Source organism: Candidatus Anaeroferrophillus wilburensis, assembly GCA_016934315.1.
Classification (GTDB): Bacteria; Desulfobacterota; Anaeroferrophillalia; order Anaeroferrophillales; family Anaeroferrophillaceae; genus Anaeroferrophillus; species Anaeroferrophillus wilburensis.
Map to the genome: position 1 here is coordinate 85,300 of JAFGSY010000013.1, position 18,844 is coordinate 104,143.

The following is an 18,844-nucleotide window of genomic DNA, read 5'->3' on the forward strand; positions in this document are numbered from 1 at the left end:
GTTACAACCCTTCCCGCCGCATGGCCCGCAGGTTGAGCAAAATCAGGACGCCGCCCATGACAGCCAGGACGAGATAGCTGGGCCACAAAACGGCCAGACCAAGATTGCGCAGATAGAGGCCGTTGAGAATATCGATAAAGTAGGTGGCGGGCACCAGGCGGGTCAGCATCTGGAGAATGGGGGGCATATTGGTCACGGGAAAGACGAAATCGGAAAGCAGCAGAGAGGGCAGATAGGTAATGATGATCGCCATCTGGTTGGCCACCAGCTGGGATTTGGTCTTCATTGAAATGAGCAGACCCAGGGCCAGAGCCACCAGAATATACAGGCCGCTGGCCAAGAGCAGCAGCCAGAAACTGGCCTTGATGACCACGTTGAACAGCAGCTGCCCTATCAGTACGGCGATCAGCACATCAATCAGGCAAATGATAAAATAGGGAATCGCCTTGCCGGTGAAGAGTTCCAATCCGCTGATGGGCAGGGACCGCAGGGTTTCCATCGTCCCGTTTTCATACTCCCGGGCAATGACCAGAGAGGTGAGGATGGCGCCGACGATCATGATGATAATGGCGATGATTCCCGGGACAATAAAGTTGCGGCTTTCCAGGTCTTCATTGAACCAGACGCGCAAACGCCCTTCAACCGGAACATGAAGGGGCTCGATGCCCTGCCTGTTGAGATAGCCTGCCAGCTGGCGCCGGTTGTACTGTGAAACGAAGGCTAGCATGTAGCTGCGCGTCAGACCGGCATAGTTTGGATCGCTGCCGTCAATGAGGATCTGCAAAGAACTCATGCGGTCGGCATGCAAATCAGCGCTCCAGCCGGGTGGAATGACGATCCCCAGGGCAGCCTGGTTGCAATCCAACAGGTTGCTGAGACTCCGCGTTTCGGTGACCAGACGATCCACCTGAAAATAGGGGGAGGCATCCAGCTGGCGGACCAGATCGCGGCTTTGCGGAGTATGGTCATGATCCACCACCACGGTGGGGATATGATCCACATCCAGGCTGAGGGCATAGCCGAACAGCAGAATCAAGAGCAGGGGGACAGCAAACGCAAGGTAAAGGCTGCGGAAATCGCGCAAAAGGTGCAGGTACTCTTTGCGGGCAATGGCCCGGACGGTCCGCAGCTTCATGGGGATTTCCGGGCCATGAGTTTGACAAAGGCATCATTGAGATCGGCATCGGGCCGTTGGGGAAACTGCTCCCGAACGATGTCGTCCGGTCGCCCGGCAGCCACAATGCAGCCGTCATTGATCATCACCAGACGATGACAGTGGCGGGCTTCATCCATGTAGTGGGTGGTGACGAATACCGTGATACCCTGCTCTGCCAGCTGTTCGATGAAGTGCCAGAACTGCCGCCTCGTCAACGGATCAACTCCTGAGGTTGGCTCATCCAAAAAAAGGATGGCCGGCTTATGCAGCAATGCGCAGCCTAAAGCCAGGCGCTGGCGCCAACCGGGCGGCAGCTCGGCGGTAAGCCGGTTTTTGACCTCCTGCAGGCGGGTTGTCTCAAAGACCCATTGCAGGCGCTCGGCCCACAGGTTTTCAGGGACGTTGTAAATCCCCAGATAGAAGCGCACATTTTCCAGGGGGGTCATGTCGGTGTAAAGCGAGAACTTCTGCGACATGTAGCCGATGGATTGTTTGATGCGCTCCGTCTGGGTGAAAATGTCGTTGCCGCCAACATGGCCGCTGCCGCTGGTTGGCGTGATGATCCCGCAGAGCATGCGGATGGTGGTCGATTTGCCGGCGCCGTTGGGCCCCAGAAAGCCGAAAATTTCACCCCGAGCCACCTGAAAAGAGATGTTGTCAACGGCGGTAAAATGGCCAAACCGTTTGACCAGGTTGTCAACTTTCACTGCTTCAGCCGGCAAAACTGCCCTCCGCAAGCCGGGGATCGGCCGCCTCTATCCGTTGAATCATGGCCTCCTCGAGGCTGCCGCCCTGGACCATCAAGGCGGCAGGCGGCAGGATATCCAGCACTTTGCCGGCATGCATGAGAATCAGTCGATCGCAGCGCTGACCTTCGTCCATATAAGCGGTGGCCACCAGGATGGTCATGCCGTCGGCCTTCATCTGGGTGAGAATCTCCCAGAACTCTCCCCGGGAAACCGGATCGACACCGTTAGTTGGTTCGTCGAGAATGAGCAGCTCAGGCTGATGGACCAGCACGCAGGCCAATCCTAGCTTCTGCTTCATACCGCCCGACAGCGCCCCGGCAGGGCGATTCAGGAAGGGCAGCAGGTGGGAAAATCCCAGGTACCGCTCCTTGCGGCGCCGGCGTTCAGCTCCGCGAATGGCAAAGATGTCCATGAAAAAATCAAAGTTTTCCTCCACCGTAAGATCCTGATAGAGGCCAAAGCGCTGGGGCATGTAGCCGATACGTTGTTTGACCTGGGATCTGGCCAGCACGGAGTCGTGTCCATCGATGAGAATGCGGCCAGCCGTGGGTTTGAGCATGGTGGCAATCATCCGCAGCAGGGTTGTTTTGCCGGCGCCGCCCGAACCCAGGATGCCGATGGTCTCACCCCGGGCAACGCTGAACCGCGCCTGGTCCACCGCAATCAAGCCGCCGAACTCCTTGACCGCATCCTCAACCTGAACAAAATGGCCAGCGGCTGCTCCAGAGCTGTCATTGCAGCCAGGCATCGGCAGGCATCCCCGGTTTGAGTTCGAAGTTTTGGTTGTCGATGGATACCTTGACCAGGTACACCAGCTTGACCCGCTCTTTGTGGGTCTGGATAATTTTGGGTGTAAATTCACTGTCCGGCGAAATGTAGGTAACTCTGCCAGTGTAGGTCTTGTCGGGAAACGTGTCGATCTTGACCGCAACGGACTGTCCCGGCTTCACCCGGCCGATTTCAGGTTCACCGACAAAAATCTTCAGATCCACCCGCGACAGATCAGCGATGGAAAGCACTTCACGACCGACCGTAACCACTTCGCCAGGCTCAACGTTGCGACTGGTGAGAATGCCGGCAAACGAGGCCGGCAATTCACTGTAGGACAATTGAATGCGGGCCGCCTCGAGGGCCGCGGCAGCCACGGACACCTGGGCTCGTCCAGCAACCACCTGCCGTTCGGCAACCTCAATCTGTTTCAGGTTGCTGCGGGCCAGTTCCAGCGCGGCCCGACTTTCGGCCAGTCGGGCCCGGGAGGCAGACACCGACTCCTTGCGAAAGCCCTCCTCGGCCATTGTCAGGTTCTGTTCGGCTTGTCCATATTGTTTCAGCGCAGTTTGCAGCCGCAGATCCTGGGCATCTTTGTCACTGAGTGAGATCACCTTTTCAGCGAAAAGCTGGTCAGCTCGCGCTGTATCTTTGCGAACTTTTTCCAAGGTTGACTGGGCTTCGTCAACCACAAGGCGGGCTTTCATAACTTCTTGGGGCCGGTAGCCGTCGGCCAGCTCACGGTACTGAAAGTTCACGCCCTGCGCCGCCGCCTCGGCCCGGGACACCTCCCATGGCAGGGTCTCCTGTTTGAGCGCCAAAATGGCCTCCAGGGCGGTCAAGTTGGCTTGGACTTGGGCCAGATTGGCTTCGCCCTGGGCGACCTCGACCAAAAACGGCTTCTGCTCAAGGCGGGCAAGGATCTGGCCGCTTTTAACGGCTTGCCCCTCATCTACCAGAACTTCGGCCACCCTACCGGGAACCTGAAACGCCAGGTTGGCCTGGATAACCTCGATGGTGCCGGAATAGTACTGTTCATGGGACCGACGCCGGTGCTGGCCCCAGATAACCAGCCCGGCCACAACAACCAGTAAGATGAGGGGAATAAACAACAGTGCCCGAGACCTGCCTTGCAGTTTCATAACCGCTCCTTGGCAAAAGACAACAATTTGTCCCAATCTGACGGATCTTATTCAATCGGAGGTCGGCTGCCAAGTTGTTTTAGCTGTGGCTGCACAGGTCAAAGGTCAGCTCCCCAGATATGCTTTTTTCACCTCTTCATTGGCCAGCAGGTTGGCGGCTGTATCGGCCAAGGTGATGCGGCCGGTCTCCATCACATAGCCGCGATGGGCCAGTTTGAGGGCCTGGTTGGCATTCTGCTCCACCAGGAAGATCGTCGTGTTGTTTTCACGGTTTATTTTACGGATAATCTCGAAAATCTGCTTGATGATGATCGGTGCCAGGCCAAGGGAGGGTTCATCAAAGAGCAGCAGCCGCGGCCGACCCATCAGAGCCCGTGAGATGGCCAGCATCTGCTGCTCGCCCCCGGAAAGGGTGCCACCCATCTGGCTCCGCCGTTGGGCCAGAATGGGGAAAATATCCATAACCATATCAAGATCCTGGCGGATGATGGCCTTGTTGGACCGCAGATAAGCCCCCATCTCCAAATTCTCCTGCACCGTCATCCCCGGGAAAATTCGCCGGCCCTCGGGGACCTGGATAATACCCATGGCAACGATAGCATCGCCGCTGAGCCCCTGAATCGGTTGTCCCTGGAAAAGAATCGATCCGGAACGGCAGGGAACGATGCCGCAGATGGACATCAGAGTGGTCGTTTTGCCGGCTCCGTTGGCACCGATGAGGGTGACGATCTCCCCCTCATCGACCGTCAGGCTGATCCCTTTGAGTGCCTGGATATTGCCGTAAAAGGTGTTGACATTTTCGATCTTAAGCATCGTCACCACCCTCACCGAGATAGGCCTCGATGACTTTCGGATTACGGCGGATCTCCAGCGGCGCACCAACCGCTATCTTTTTGCCGTATTCCATCACATAGATGCGGTCGGAAATATTCATCACCAGTTTCATGTCATGCTCAATGAGCAAAATGGCAATCTTCTCCTCATCGCGGATGCGGACAATCAATGCGTCCAGCTCCCTGGTTTCCAAAGGGTTCATCCCCGCCGCCGGTTCATCCAGCAGCAACAGGAACGGATCGGTCGCCATCGCCCGGGCCACTTCCAGCCGCCGCTGGGCGCCATAGGAAAGATTTTTGGCATAGTCATCCGCCGCGTCAGCAAGGCCGACTTTTTCCAGCAGGGCATAACTTTGATCGACCGTTTCCCGCTCCTGCAGGCGGGATTTCTGCCCGCGGAGGATGGCACCAACAATGGTAGTCGTGGTCCGGCAATGACGGCCGATCATAACATTTTCAAGAACAGTCATATTTTGGAAGAGTCTGATATTCTGGAAGGTACGGGCCATGCCCAGGGCCGTTACCCGGTTGGGCTTCATACCGTTGAGCAGCAGAGGTTTGCCGGCCGGTGGATATGCCATAATCTCACCATGGGTCGGCCGGTAGATGCCGGTCACACAGTTGAAAAAGGTGGTTTTGCCGGCGCCGTTGGGGCCGATCAAGGCGACGATTTCACCGGTGCACACCTCCAGGGTCACACTGTCCACCGCCCGCAGACCACCGAAATCCATGGTCAGCTCCCTGACCTCCAACAGTTTTTTTGTCCGCTCAGCCATGGTGCGGCTCCCTGACGGCAGGCTTGCGAACATAGGTTCTCCTGACATTGGCAATCAGACCCTGGGGACGGAAAATCATCATCAGCACCATCACCGCCCCGAAGATCAGCATCCGGTAATCGGCAAAAGCCCGCAGATATTCAGGCATCAAGATCAGTACCAGAGCGGCGATGATCACCCCGATAATGGACCCCATCCCCCCCAACACGACGATGGAAAGAATAATGGCCGATTCCATAAAAGTGAAGCTGTTGGGATTAATATACGTATTGCGGGCCGCAAAAATAACCCCCACCAACCCCGCCCAGAAAGCGCCGAAGGCATAGGCCGACAGCTTGGTGCGGGCCATATCGACACCCATGGCAACACAGGCGATCTCATCTTCACGCAGGGCCATCCAGGCCCTGCCGATGCGGGAATCTTTGAGCCGATTGGTAACAAAAACGGTAAACAGGACCATGGCCAGCATCAGGTAGTAGGTGTAGGTGGTTGCCGTGGCGATACTCATATCAAGGCCAAAGAGACCGGGACGGGGGATCCCGGCAATTCCTTTGGCACCATTGAAAACCGCTTCCCAATTCTCAATGACTATTTTGGCAATAGAACCGAAACCCAGGGTGACAATGGCCAGGTAGTCACCCCGCAGGCGCAAAATGGGAAAACCCAGCAGGATGCCGAACAGCGCCCCCATCAATCCGCCGATGGGCAGACAGCTCCAGAAGCCCAGACCGAGATGCTGGTTGAGCAGGGCATAGGTATAGGCGCCGACAGCGAAAAAAGCCACATAGCCAAGATCAAGCAGCCCTGCCAGACCGACGGTGATATTCAGGCCGAGGCCAAGAACCACGAAAATCAACGCCAGCACCATGATATTGGCCTGGTAGGTATCGACGACCAGCGGAAAGATGATCGCCACCGACGCCAGGACCAGCAGAACCGGCCGGTAGAGGTGCGGATCATTGAGCAGCCGGTGGCCAAAACCTGCTGCCGGAGCCCCCTGCTCATCCTGTTCCGCCACCTTCAACCGCATCTCTTTGCGTACCAGTGCCCAGCGCCAGACCAATGAGAGGAAAAAAGCGCCGACCGCCACCCACAGCATGTTCAGCCAGCGCCACTCAACAACGTTTTTCAGCGTATTGACCTTGACCACCATCAAGGGAAAGGTCAGGAAGACAAACCAGAGGGCAACCAGCAGTGATCGTTTCAGATGACTAATCACGGCGCAAGAAACATCCTTTCATCCTGGCCAATTATGATTCAAAGCGGTTTTGGCCGCCAAGCGGACAACCCGAACGGTGATGCGAGACAAACACCTTGGCCAGCCAGAATGGCTGACACACATGAGCATAATCCATAACCGAATACCACAATCATGACCTTATACCTTCTGTTTCACCGCCTTACCCAGCAGACCGACTGGCCGCAGGATAAGGATCAGCACCAGCACCCCGAAAGCAAAAACATCCTCGTAGGCACTGGAAAAATAACCGGCGGCGAAAGCTTCGGTCAACCCAAGGACCAGACCGCCAAGAGCTGCTCCAGGGATATTGCCAATCCCCCCCAGCACCGCCGCCGTAAACGCTTTCAGGCCGGCCATAAAGCCGATATAGAAGTTTATCTGACCACTGCAGGAAGCAACCAGCACCCCGCCGATGGCCGCCAGCACCGAACCAACAACAAAAGTCACCGAGATCACCCGGTCCACATTGACCCCCACCAGCCGGGCCATCACCAGGTCCTGCTGGGTGGCCCGCATCGCCTTGCCTATGCGAGTATATTTGATCAGCAACGTCAAACCCACCATGGTCACCGCACTGGTGAGCAGAATAAGCAGTTCAGCTGAACCCATGATATGGGCAATCGGCTCCATGAATTCAAATTCGGGAATCAGTTCAGGAAAAGGCAGAAAATCAGGCGTCTGGGCCAGGAGGACATAGTTTTGCAGGAAAAGAGACATGCCGATGGCGCTGATCAGCGGTGACAGGCGCGGCGCATGGCGCAGGGGCCGGTAGGCGATTTTCTCCAGGGTGTAGCCATAAGCAGCCGCATAGACAACGGCAATCATGGCCGCCAGCACCAGAATCGAAACCCCGGTAAACCCATAGATGGTCAGAACGCCGGATACAATAAGGGCAACAAAAGCACCAATCATGTAGATTTCGCCATGGGCGAAATTGATCAACTGAATGATGCCGTAGACCATGGTATAGCCAAGGGCGATCAAGGCATAGATGCTGCCGCGCACCAGCCCGCTGCAAAAAAGTTCAAGGAAATAGTCCACTGATCATCAACCGCGGTGGGAACGGCCAACCGCCCCAGTTATGGCAAAATTACGGGGGACAGGCCAGATGCCTGTCCCCCGCTCGTAGTCTCCAGGGAAGCTTTTATTTGTTCAACTCTATAAAGACGCCGTCCCGGACCTGGTAGACTGAAAAGCCCACCCCTTCGGCATCCCCCTTCTGATCAAACCTTATCGTCCCGACTGCCGTGTCCACAAAGGTATTCTTGAGAGCTTTTTCCAGATCCGCGTAGCCGGTGCCGCCGCTTGTCTCAATGGCATGCAGCACCGCCTGCATGGCGGCATACCCCTGGTCAAAAAAGGTACCGGGCTCCTTGCCATATCGTTTGACATAGTCGGCATGGGCCTTTCGATTCTCTTCATACCTGCTGACATCCATGGGACCGGTGGCATAGACCCCTTCGGCACTGGCGCCGGCAATCTCCAGGAAACCATCCCCCTTGATACCGTCGGGACCAATAAAAGGAATCTTGACCCGCTTCTTCTTCATCTGGGAAACCAGCTTGGAAGCTTCCGGGTGATAGCCGCCGAAAATGACCGCATCCGCCTTGTTGCGGCGGACCTTCTGAACCACGGCCGAATAATCCATCGCCCCAGGGGTCACCCCCTCAAACATCACCACCTCGGCATGGCCGCCGGCCTCGATGAACTTTTTTGAAAAATCGGCAAACCCTTTGCCATAATCACCCTTGTCATGGAGAATGGCAACCTTTCTGGCGCCCAAGGTGCCGGTGACAAAGGTTGCCGCCAGCCGGCCCTGATCATCGTCAGGGGCAATGGTACGATAGAAGTTCGGGTACTCACCACTCTGGGTCAGGGGCGGATTGGTGGCCGATGGCGAGATGACGATAATCCCGGCTTCCTTGTAGATGCCCAGGGCCGCCTTGGTAGCCCCGGAGCAGATATGGCCGATAACCACGGCAACGTTCTGGGAAACCAGCTTGGTAGCTACGTTGGTGGCAATCTCCGGCTTGCATTGATCATCAAGGGGAAGGACTTCCACCTGCCTTCCCAAAACACCTCCAGCGGCATTAATTTGATCGGCAACCATCAACGCCGCTTCCTTGGTGGGAATGCCATAAGGTGCCAGATCGCCGGTATGAGGGCCGGCAACGCCGATTCTGATCGTCTCGGCGATGGTGGCCACTGCCGGCATCGCCAGAAAAGCAGCAATGACCAAGCCTGCTATCAGTTTGCGCATGATTTTTCCTCCCTGAGTATGCCTGCTAAAGCATACACATCAGAACCAAACAAGCTTGATGGCTTCGCAACAACTCCATCTTCTTCGTTAACCTGCAACCTTCGTCACTGGGTTGTACTGGATGGTCAACACATTCATCAGGTTTTGCTTGCCTCAAATCTGGAGCCGTTACTGCGCCATCCGGTTTGCAAAGCTTTTTGCCAGTTGTTATGGGTTCATCAAGCTTGAAAAATTTCTAACATACTTCATCATGGGCTGTCAATCCGTCCGGTCATCACCGGCCGGCACAATCATTCTTCCTTGACTGATAGCAATTGGTGTGTTTTATTCGTTTGGAAGAGATATTGACCCAACCACTCTATGCTCTTTTATGTGACGCTATGGCCCATCATATCAACACATCAGGATATGCCGCCTTGGTGAAACGGTTGAACCGCTTCCCCCAGGGAGCACCGCCATCGGATCTGCTGCATAAAATCCTCCAAATCCTCTTCCGGGAAAAAGAAGCTGATCTGGTCGCCCTGCTGCCGATCAAACCTTTCACCGCCGAAAAAGCCAGCCATATCTGGAAAAAAGATCTAACCGCCACCCGGAATATTCTCGACCAGTTAGCCGACCGCGCCCTGCTGGTGGACTTGGAGGAGAACGGGCAAACACATTATGTTCTGCCGCCGCCGATGGCCGGGTTTTTTGAGTTTTCCCTCATGCGGGTGCGGGATGACCTTGACCAGCAGATGCTCAGTGAGCTGTTCTACCAGTACCTGAACGTCGAGGAAGAGTTCATCAAGGCGTTGTTCACCGAAGGGGAAACCCAGTTGGGACGCACCTTTGTCCATGAACCGGCACTTTCTTCGACAAATGTCCTGCAGGTGCTGGATTACGAACGGGCCACCGAGGTGATCAACAGCGCCTCGCACATGGCGGTGGGCACCTGCTACTGCCGCCATAAAATGGCCCACCTCGACCGAGCCTGCGACGCACCACTGGAAATCTGCATGACCTTCAACACCACGGCAGCCTCGCTAAGCAAGCATGGTCATGCCCGCCCGGTGGACAAAAAAGAGGGTTTTGACCTGCTGCAGCAGGCTTATGAGCACAATCTGGTCCAGTTTGGGGAAAATGTCCGGGAACGGGTCAATTTTATCTGCAATTGCTGCGGCTGCTGTTGTGAGGCAATGATCGCCGCCCGCCGTTTTGCCATCCTCCATCCGATCCATACCACCAACTTTCTGCCCGCCGTCGATCACAACCTCTGCAACGGTTGCGGCACCTGTGTCGCCATCTGCCCGGTGGAAGCCATGGGCCTGGTTTCCGCCAACGATCCCGGAAAACCAAATAGAAAAATCGCCAAACTGGATGAAGATATCTGCCTGGGCTGCGGCCTGTGCGTGCGAAGCTGCAAGGATCAGGTTATTGAGCTCAGCCCCCGGCCGCAAAGGGTCATCACTCCCTTGAATGGCAGTCACCGGGCGGTGGTCATGGCCATCGAACGGGGGAAACTGCAGCATCTCATTTTCGACAACCGAATGTTATGGAGCCATCGAGCTCTGGCTGCACTTTTGGGCGTCATTCTCAAACTGCCGCCCATCAAACAGGCAATGGCCAGCCGGCAGATGAAATCCCGCTACCTGGAAGCCCTGCTGGCCCGGTTGCCGGTCTAAAAAACAGCTAACCGCCGCTCCAGGCATCAACAGGTTGGACAAACGGAAATTTCCGGTTATACTGGGCCATTATGACTGAAAAGAAAAGTTCCTGGAAACCGACCAGCATCCAGAAAGCTGTCATTCTGGCGGTTGCGGCCGTGCTGTTCTACACCCTTGGCGGATTCTTTCTCTTGCCGCCGCTGGTCAAACATCTGGCCGTCAAAAACATTACCAGGGCATTACACCGCCAGACGGCTATCAACCAGGTCAAAATCAACCCCTACCTGCTGACCTGTACCATCGACGAATTTAAGATTCAAAAGCAAGCCAGCACTGATGCGTGGATCACCTGCGACCAGCTGTTTGTCAACCTGCAGGCAGTTTCGCTGTTCAAACTGGCACTGGTGGTCAAGGAGCTGCAGGTGGTTAATCCCACTGTCTCGATCACCAGGAACGAGGACCGGAGCTATAATTTCTCCGATCTGCTCATCTCCCCCCCAAAGGATGCCGCTGAAAAAACCGGCAAACCGCTGCGCTTTTCCCTGAACAATATTTCCATTTCCGGCGGCCAGATCCAATTCATTGATACGCCGCGTCAGACCCGGCACCGGGTGACCGATCTCACCCTTGGCCTGCCGCTGATTTCCAACCTGCCCTACCACCTGGAAACCCATGTTCAGCCGTCTTTAGCCGCCCGGGTCAACGGTACGCCGGTATCCCTGCAGGGAACCACAAAACCGTTTGCCGATACCCTGGAAACCTCATTCAACATCGATATTGACCATTTGGATCTGCCTTTCTACCTGGCCTACATCCCCGGAGAAAGGAATTTTACCGTTAAGCAGGGAAGTCTGAGCAGCAAGCTGACCCTGGCCTATGCCCAGCCCCCAACTGATGCCGCCTATCTGAAGCTTGCCGGTGAGCTTGAATTTGAGAATTTGGCAATCACCGATAACGACGACCACCAGTTTCTTTCCCTGCCACGACTGATATTCACTTTTGCCCCGGCCAACCTGCTGGCCAGGGAAGTGCATATCGCATCAATGACCATCGAGGAACCACGGACCGTCATCCACCGACTAGCCGACGGCTCCTTCAAACTTCCCTCGCTGGTACTGCCGGCTACGGGAACAGATGAAAACCCTGCCGACCAGCCGCAGGAAAAACCTTTCTTGCTGACCGTCGACCAACTGGGAATGAACGGCGGCGTGGTCGACTTTCTCGACCAGATGCCAACGCCCAACTTTACCGCCCGCCTGGCCCCCATCGAGCTGGCGGTTGCCAATTTCACCACCAATCCTGATCACCAGGGAACCTTCACCGGTTCACTGCACAGCGATGGTGGTGAATCACTGGCCTTTGACGGCAGTTTTTCCGTCACTCCCCTGATCCTGACCACCCATGTCGCCATCCAGTCCATACCCTTACCCCGCTACCGGCCCTATTACCAGGAGATGTTCACCGGCATCCTGGAACAGGGGATGATATCGACGGCCGCCGATCTGAAACTGGTTGCCCAGGAGCCGGGGAAAACCATGCGGCTGGACAAGATCAGCGCTACCCTGGAAGGACTGACCCTCAGGGAAACAAAAAAAACCGGACGGATCATTGACCTTCCCCTGTTCCGGATCGAGGGAACCTCCATCGACCTCCTCAGCCAGGAGGTGGTCATCGGCAGCCTGGTTTCCGAAGGCGGCACCGTCAATCTGCAACGGCGGCCAGATGGCAGGCTAAACCTCCAGGAGTTACTTCCGTCGCCGGCAACCGCGGAAAAAAAAACTGATCCTGAGGCGACGGAAAAACAAGCCAAACCCTGGAAGGTGGATCTCGCCGACGGCAAACTCAGTGGTTTCACAATAGTAATCGACGACCGGGTCCCGGCCGCTGCGGTCACCACAACTATCGACAATATCACCCTCGATCTGGGACAGCTGACCACCAGAAAAAATCAGACCGGCTCTTTGGCCCTGGCCCTTCGACTCAACAAAAGCGGGACGTTCAAGGCCCGGGGCACGTTCGGCATCAATCCCCTGCAGGCTGACCTGACCTGCCAAGCCGACCGCATCACCCTTAAACCCCTGCAGGGTTATGTCAATGATGTTGTAGACCTGGTGATCACCGATGGCCGGGCCGGCAGCAAAGGCATACTGAAGCTGACCTCCGGACCGCAACAAGATATTGCCGTCACCTTCAAGGGGCAGGCGGCAATCAGCAATTTTGCCAGCGTTGACTCCCTGAAGGCCGGCAACTTTGTTTCCTGGAGGGTGTTGGAGATAACCGGCATCAACGCTGCCAGCCAACCCCGCACGCTGCAGATCGGCAATATATCACTCAAGGATTCCCATACCGACCTGGTGGTCAACCCCGACGGCCGGTTGAACCTGCAGGCAATGATGGTTGTCCCGCAAGAATCCAAAGCGGAAAAACCCTCGGAAACGGAAACTACGACAGCGGAAAATCCGGCCATGGCACTTACGGTGGGCGGCATCCAGGTCGCCAACGGCCGGTTCTCCTTCCAGGACCGTTCCCTGACCCCCTCCTATTCCATGGTTATGGATGAACTGAACGGCTCGGTGAGCCAAATCTCCTCGACCATTGAAAAGCCGGCTGAAATCCTCTTCAACGGCAGGTTGAACGGTGATTCCCCACTGGAGATCACCGGCACTGTGCACCCCCTGCTGGCTGACTTGTTTGCCGATCTCAATGTCTCGTTCACCGGCATCGACATGAGCCCCTTCACCCCCTACTCCGGCAAATTCATCGGCTATACCATCGGCAAGGGCAAGTTCACCCTGCAGACCCACTCCCTGGTTGAAAACAGGAAACTGACGGTTGATAATGACATTTTCCTTGACCAGCTCACCTTCGGCGATCCGGTGGACAGTCCCGATGCCATGAACCTGCCGGTTAAGCTGGCAGTTGCTCTGTTGCAGAACCGCCAGGGGGAAATCAGATTGAAACTGCCCATCCGCGGTGATTTTGACGACCCGAAGTTCAGTGTCGGCGGCATCGTTTTTAAAGTTATTTTCAACCTGATAGCCAAGGCGGTAACCTCACCTTTTGCCTTGCTTGGCGCCGCTTTTGGCGGCGGTGAAGAGGTAAATCTGATCAGCTTCGCCGCCGGCAGCGTACTCATCGACCAGGAAAACCAGCAGAAGCTAACAACCGTGGGCAAGGCCCTCTATGACCGGCCGGGCCTGAAGCTGGAAATCCTCGGCCAGGCAGATCCGGCAAGTGACCCCCAGGGCCTTGCGGAACTTCAGTTTCAGCGGCTGCTCAAGACCAAGAAGCTCAAAGCAATGACCAAAAAAGGGATAGCGGTACCGGCCGTCGATGATCTGATAATTGAAACAGCTGAATACGAGGAGTATCTTAAAAAGGCCTACAAGGAGGCCCCCTTTGAAAAGCCGAAAAACGTCATCGGCCTGCTGAAAAAACAGCCGGCTGCCGAGATGGAGCGCATGCTGCGTGAACACCTGGTAATTGCCCGGGATGATCTACGGCAGCTGGCCTACCAGCGGGCGGAAGCGGTCAAAAACTTCCTGGCCGGCACCGGCCCGGTGGAACAGGAACGGATGTTTCTCGCCGAGCCGAAAATTCCCGCATCAACCGCCGAGGGAGATTCTGCCGGAGCCCGTGAGGTAACGTTAACCATTAAATAATGAGGCTGAGAAATGAACAAAAAGGTTGTCCTGGTTGCCTTTAACGGCGAATTAATGTGTTTTGTCCACGTCCTGCTGCATGCCATTGATCTCCATGAGCAGGGCTATGACATCAAGGTCATCATCGAAGGCAGTGCCACCACCCAGGTCAGAGAACTTCAGGACTCGCCGGAACCCTTTGCCGCGCTCTTCCAGAAAGTCAAAACCCTCGGGTTGATTGCCTGCGTCTGCCAGGCCTGCGCCTACAAGATGGAAGCCCTGGACAGTGCCCGGCAGCAGGAACTGCCCATCTGCGCCGACATGTCAGGCCACCCCAGCCTGGCCCCTTACCTTGCTGAAGGCTACCAGGTCATCACGTTTTAACATCGTGTAGCTGCGGCGCCCCCATTCAGTGCCCCAACGGGCAGCAAGTCGCCCATTTTTTCTATGCGCCGGCTAGATTTCGACAACCGGCGCTTTTCTGTCTCTCTGAACCCCTATCATCATAAAAAAAACAGCTATCTTTTCTCCCCCGCCCTCCCTGACTGACATTTCTGCTGGTTGCAATATCCGTTTTTTTGCGGTAAAGAAGATCATTTGTGCAGAAGGGGGAATAGATGGAGTCGGTATCGGTCCTTGTGGCAACGACCAGCCAGTCGCTGGCCACGTTCATCAAGCAGGAACTTGCGGAAACTACGGTCACCGTTCATGTACTCACTGATCCCGAACAGTTCTTCAAAAAACTGAAAATCACCAACCCCGGGCTTATTCTACTGGATGCCACCTACCCCACCAGGGAGCAGACGGCTGATCTGGTCGGCAAATTGGGACAAAAATCATCCTGGAAAGAGATTCCCCTCGTCATTATCAAGACCTTTTTTGAACCTCTTGATGAAGCATTGCAGGAAATTGCTGCAGACCATATTCTCACACAACCATTCACCCGTGCTGACCTGTTGACGGTTCTGCAGCAGGCATCAGAGCAGCCAATCATCAATCACCGACCGGATGATGAGGAAGAAGTGATGACAGAGAGCACCAGCACCATAAACAATGCGAAAATCGCCGGGGACTACGCCGAGATTATTGAACTCACGGAAGTGGTTGAGGAAGGCGTACCACTTGACCAGCTTGAACCGCTTGCGGAGATCGCAACATCACCGGCATCGGCTTCGCAGACCGATGACCAAACAGGGGAGGTACCAGAAACAGCGGCGGTGATAGCTGACGAAGTTGATTTTGATTTCGATTTTTCCGGTGACGATCTGCTTGACGAACTGGAGCTGCTACCTGATGCTCACCCTGGCGAGAAAACAGAACCTGTCGTCGAAACAGCCGACCAGCCGGAGATTGCCGCCGGCGATACGATGGATACATTGGAAGAACTTAACCCTGACCTGGGAGCAACCACCACAACAGCTGAACCTTTGCCTGATGCAGCTGCAGAACCTTTGGCAGCCGCCGATGAAGAGGCTTTCATCGATTTCACTGAAGACCTGCCGGCGGCAGAACCCGCTGCATCGGCGGTTTCTGCTCCTGAGCCATCACCCACCGATGAAACACCGGAAGACTACCTGCTGCCCGGGGAAGAGGAGAGCTTTGCCCCCGGGACCGCCGACCAATCAGGATTTACTGAGGAAGGTGATTTTTTTGAGGCCGCACAATCAATCTCCGAACCGCCGCCCGCAACTCCGGAGCCGGCCGCCGAGCCCTCGGTGGTTACCGAATCGCCGGAGCAGGATTTCTCCAGCCAGATCGAGGGACTGACCCAGGAGTGGAGCCGGAAAATGCTGGTCAGCACCTATGCCAGCATGGACAAGCTGATCCAGGCACTGGGGGATATGGCACCCACCATTGTGGAACAGGTGGCCAAGGAGATTATTCCGCCATTGGCAGAAAAGATCATCAAGGCTGAAATTCAACGACTGGAAAAAAAGATTGAGGATGAAACAACATGACCACTGAACACGAATCGACGGAGTTGGATAAAACCTATGATCCACACCTCGTTGAAGATAGATGGTATCAATTCTGGAAAAACGAGGGGTTTTTTGCTGCCCGTACCGATACGGATAAGCCGCCTTATTCACTGGTAATCCCCCCGCCCAATGTCACTGGTTCCCTCCACATGGGCCATGCCCTGAACAACACCCTCCAGGATATTCTCGCCCGCTACCGGCGTCTGAAAGGCGACAACGTCCTCTGGATGCCGGGCACCGACCATGCCGGAATTGCCACCCAGAACGTCGTTGAGCGCCAGCTTCATGAGGAGGGTATCGACCGCCATGATCTGGGACGGAAACAGTTTATTGAACGGGTCTGGCGGTGGCGGGAAGAGTCGGGACGCACCATTCTGAACCAGCTCCGCCGCCTGGGTGCCTCCTGCGACTGGGACCGTGAGCGATTCACCATGGACGAGGGACTGTCGCAGGCGGTCAGGGAAGTCTTTGTCACCCTCTATGAAGACGGCCTGATTTACCAGGGAGATTACATCATCAATTGGTGTCCCCGCTGCCACACCGCCCTTTCCGATCTGGAAGTGGAATACGAAGAGCACCAGGGGGCTTTATGGGAATTCAAATACCCCCTGGCTGACGGCAGCGGCGAGATCATTGTCGCCACCACCCGGCCGGAAACCATGCTGGGCGATACGGCTGTAGCGGTCAATCCCGAGGATGAACGCTACCGGGAGATGCTCGGCAAGCAAGTCATCCTGCCGCTGATGAACCGCCCCATTCCGATCATAGCCGATTCCTACGTCGACCGGGAATTCGGCTCCGGGGCGGTAAAAATCACCCCGGCCCATGACCCCAACGACTTCGAGGTCGGCCAGCGGCACAACCTGGAATCCATCAAGGTCATGGATGAGCAGGGACGGATGAATGAAAACGCCGGCACCTATCAGGGACTGAGCCGAGAAGAATGTCGCACCAGGGTGGTGAAAGACCTTGAAGAACTGGGACTGGTAAACCGGATTCTGCCCTACGGGCACAACGTCGGCCACTGCTACCGCTGTCGCACGGTCATTGAGCCTTACCTCTCCAACCAGTGGTTCGTCAAAATCAAACCCCTGGCCGACGAAGCAATCGCCGCCGTTCGTCAGGGCAAAACCCGTATTATCCCGGCCAGCTGGGAAAAGACCTACTTCAACTGGATGGAAAACATCCGCGACTGGTGCATCTCCCGTCAGATCTGGTGGGGGCACCGCATCCCCGCCTGGTACTGCCAGGAGTGTGATGAAATCATTGTCTCCCGCACCGATCCTGACCGGTGTCCTGCATGCCAAAGCACGAACCTGGAGCAGGAAACCGATGTTCTGGACACCTGGTTTTCCTCAGCATTGTGGCCCTTCTCCACCATGGGCTGGCCGGAGAAGACCAAAGAGCTGGCACTGTTTTATCCCACCTCGGTGCTGGTTACCGGCTTTGACATCCTCTTTTTCTGGGTTGCCCGGATGATGATGATGGGCCTCAAGTTCATGGGCGATGTACCCTTCCGGGATGTCTATATCCATGCTCTGGTGCGTGACGAACAGGGACATAAAATGAGCAAGTCCCGGGGCAACGTCATTGACCCCCTGATTATGATCGACAAATACGGCACCGACGCTCTGCGTTTTACCCTCACCGCCTTTGCCGCCCAGGGACGGGATGTCAATCTCTCCGAAGCCCGGATCAGCGGCTACCGGAATTTCTGCAACAAAATCTGGAACGCGGCCCGCTTCGCGCTGATGAATCTTCATGATTTTTCACCGGAAACCCCGGTCGATCAGGTTGACTATTCCCTCGCTGACCGCTGGATTCGCCATCGCCTCCACGAGACGATTGCCGCCGTCGACAGCGCCCTGGCCGACTACCGTTTCAACGATGCCGCCCATGCCATCTACCAGTTCACCTGGCATGAATTCTGCGACTGGTACCTGGAGTTGATCAAGCCGGACCTGTTCCAGGATGCCGACCAGCAGCGCCGGGCCGCCAGCCAGGCAGTCCTGCTCGCCACACTTTCAGCGTTGGTCCGCCTGCTGCACCCGATCATGCCTTTCATCAGCGAGGAGATCTGGCAGAAGCTGCCGGGAACCGAAGGGTCCATTATGGCAGCCTCTTTCCCGGTTTTCGAGGAAACCAGCTTACAGCCGAAAGCGGCCGCTGACATGGAACTGGTAATGGCGGTGATTGGCGGCATACGCAACATCCGTGGCGAGATGGGTATCGCCCCGTCGCAGAAAATGACCGCCATGGTGCGCAGCACGGCTCCTGAAACAATCGTGACCATCGAAACGGCAGAACCCTCCATCCGCAACCTGGCCCGTCTGCAGTCGTTTAGCATCCTGAAAGATAATGAGCCCGTTCCTGCCAAGGCCGCTTCAGCCCTGGCAGCCGGCGTCGAAATCTATGTGCCGCTGGCCGGCCTGATCGATTTTGAGCTGGAAACCACCCGGCTGACCAAAGAGTTGAACAAAGCTATCAAAGAGCTGGCCCAGGTGGAGAAGAAACTTGCCAATGAAAAATTTCTCGCCAACGCACCGGAAGATGTGGTGCTGAAGGAGAAGGGAAAACAGGAAGAGCTGGCAGCCAAAGCGGCGAAATTCCGCGAAAGCCTGGAAAAAATCCAGCAGCTGGCGGCCGGCTGAACAGCG

General features: G+C 55.9%; 14 protein-coding genes. 5 read left to right on the top strand and 9 right to left on the bottom strand.

Annotated elements, in window-relative coordinates; all coding sequences use genetic code 11:
* Window position 1: 1 nt before the first annotated feature.
* The 9 genes from JXO50_03340 to JXO50_03380 all read right to left on the bottom strand — a co-directional run bounded on the left by JXO50_03340 (window position 2) and on the right by JXO50_03380 (window position 8,924).
* Complete coding sequence (locus JXO50_03340; protein ID MBN2332120.1) at window positions 2-1,135, bottom strand: ABC transporter permease; 1,134 nt, start codon at window positions 1,133-1,135, stop codon at window positions 2-4.
* Window positions 1,132-1,878, bottom strand: coding sequence for an ABC transporter ATP-binding protein (locus JXO50_03345; protein MBN2332121.1), 747 nt, complete (start codon window positions 1,876-1,878; stop codon window positions 1,132-1,134). Before JXO50_03345 ends, JXO50_03340 begins: the two co-directional genes overlap by 4 nt.
* Entirely contained in the window at window positions 1,868-2,653 is a 786-nt protein-coding gene (locus tag JXO50_03350) for an ABC transporter ATP-binding protein (protein MBN2332122.1), read from the bottom strand. The genes JXO50_03345 and JXO50_03350 overlap by 11 nt, the downstream gene beginning before the upstream one ends.
* Window positions 2,637-3,815, bottom strand: coding sequence for an HlyD family efflux transporter periplasmic adaptor subunit (locus tag JXO50_03355; GenBank protein ID MBN2332123.1), 1,179 nt, complete (start codon window positions 3,813-3,815; stop codon window positions 2,637-2,639). The genes JXO50_03350 and JXO50_03355 overlap by 17 nt, the downstream gene beginning before the upstream one ends.
* Window positions 3,816-3,920: 105 nt before the next feature.
* Window positions 3,921-4,628 carry an ABC transporter ATP-binding protein gene (locus tag JXO50_03360; protein MBN2332124.1) on the bottom strand — a complete coding sequence of 236 codons (708 nt, stop codon included), beginning with the start codon at window positions 4,626-4,628 and terminating at the stop codon, window positions 3,921-3,923.
* Window positions 4,621-5,424, bottom strand: coding sequence for an ABC transporter ATP-binding protein (locus JXO50_03365; protein MBN2332125.1), 804 nt, complete (start codon window positions 5,422-5,424; stop codon window positions 4,621-4,623). Before JXO50_03365 ends, JXO50_03360 begins: the two co-directional genes overlap by 8 nt.
* The gene (locus tag JXO50_03370; protein MBN2332126.1) at window positions 5,417-6,640 is read right to left on the bottom strand and encodes a branched-chain amino acid ABC transporter permease; all 1,224 of its coding nucleotides are present in this window, start codon (window positions 6,638-6,640) and stop codon (window positions 5,417-5,419) included. The genes JXO50_03365 and JXO50_03370 overlap by 8 nt, the downstream gene beginning before the upstream one ends.
* 162 nt (window positions 6,641-6,802) lie before the next feature.
* The gene (locus tag JXO50_03375) at window positions 6,803-7,705 is read right to left on the bottom strand and encodes a branched-chain amino acid ABC transporter permease LivH (GenBank protein ID MBN2332127.1); all 903 of its coding nucleotides are present in this window, start codon (window positions 7,703-7,705) and stop codon (window positions 6,803-6,805) included.
* Between the two features lie 103 nt (window positions 7,706-7,808).
* A complete protein-coding gene (locus JXO50_03380) occupies window positions 7,809-8,924 on the bottom strand; it encodes a branched-chain amino acid ABC transporter substrate-binding protein (GenBank protein MBN2332128.1) in 1,116 nt (371 codons plus the stop codon).
* Between the two features lie 380 nt (window positions 8,925-9,304).
* Between JXO50_03380 and JXO50_03385 the strand changes: the two genes are divergently transcribed.
* The 5 genes from JXO50_03385 to JXO50_03405 all read left to right on the top strand — a co-directional run bounded on the left by JXO50_03385 (window position 9,305) and on the right by JXO50_03405 (window position 18,838).
* Window positions 9,305-10,585 (top strand): 4Fe-4S dicluster domain-containing protein, encoded by a 1,281-nt coding sequence (locus JXO50_03385; protein MBN2332129.1) that lies wholly within the window; start codon window positions 9,305-9,307, stop codon window positions 10,583-10,585.
* A gap of 71 nt (window positions 10,586-10,656) precedes the next feature.
* Window positions 10,657-14,229, top strand: coding sequence for a DUF748 domain-containing protein (locus tag JXO50_03390; GenBank protein MBN2332130.1), 3,573 nt, complete (start codon window positions 10,657-10,659; stop codon window positions 14,227-14,229).
* Between the two features lie 12 nt (window positions 14,230-14,241).
* Window positions 14,242-14,592 carry a DsrE family protein gene (locus JXO50_03395; GenBank protein MBN2332131.1) on the top strand — a complete coding sequence of 117 codons (351 nt, stop codon included), beginning with the start codon at window positions 14,242-14,244 and terminating at the stop codon, window positions 14,590-14,592.
* Between the two features lie 233 nt (window positions 14,593-14,825).
* Window positions 14,826-16,166: a response regulator transcription factor gene (locus JXO50_03400; protein ID MBN2332132.1), complete on the top strand. Its 1,341-nt coding sequence runs from the start codon at window positions 14,826-14,828 to the stop codon at window positions 16,164-16,166.
* A complete protein-coding gene (locus JXO50_03405; GenBank protein ID MBN2332133.1) occupies window positions 16,163-18,838 on the top strand; it encodes a valine--tRNA ligase in 2,676 nt (891 codons plus the stop codon). The genes JXO50_03400 and JXO50_03405 overlap by 4 nt, the downstream gene beginning before the upstream one ends.
* Window positions 18,839-18,844 lie beyond the last annotated feature (6 nt).

Coding starts and splice junctions, on each gene's coding strand:
- JXO50_03400 (MBN2332132.1), top strand. CDS start 14,826: ATGGAGTCGGTATCGGTCCTTGTGGCAACGACCAGCCAGTCGCTGGCC.
- JXO50_03390 (MBN2332130.1), top strand. CDS start 10,657: ATGACTGAAAAGAAAAGTTCCTGGAAACCGACCAGCATCCAGAAAGCT.
- JXO50_03380 (MBN2332128.1), bottom strand. CDS start 8,924: ATGCGCAAACTGATAGCAGGCTTGGTCATTGCTGCTTTTCTGGCGATG.
- JXO50_03395 (MBN2332131.1), top strand. CDS start 14,242: ATGAACAAAAAGGTTGTCCTGGTTGCCTTTAACGGCGAATTAATGTGT.
- JXO50_03350 (MBN2332122.1), bottom strand. CDS start 2,653: ATGCCTGGCTGCAATGACAGCTCTGGAGCAGCCGCTGGCCATTTTGTT.
- JXO50_03340 (MBN2332120.1), bottom strand. CDS start 1,135: ATGAAGCTGCGGACCGTCCGGGCCATTGCCCGCAAAGAGTACCTGCAC.
- JXO50_03360 (MBN2332124.1), bottom strand. CDS start 4,628: ATGCTTAAGATCGAAAATGTCAACACCTTTTACGGCAATATCCAGGCA.
- JXO50_03355 (MBN2332123.1), bottom strand. CDS start 3,815: ATGAAACTGCAAGGCAGGTCTCGGGCACTGTTGTTTATTCCCCTCATC.
- JXO50_03405 (MBN2332133.1), top strand. CDS start 16,163: ATGACCACTGAACACGAATCGACGGAGTTGGATAAAACCTATGATCCA.
- JXO50_03365 (MBN2332125.1), bottom strand. CDS start 5,424: ATGGCTGAGCGGACAAAAAAACTGTTGGAGGTCAGGGAGCTGACCATG.
- JXO50_03385 (MBN2332129.1), top strand. CDS start 9,305: ATGGCCCATCATATCAACACATCAGGATATGCCGCCTTGGTGAAACGG.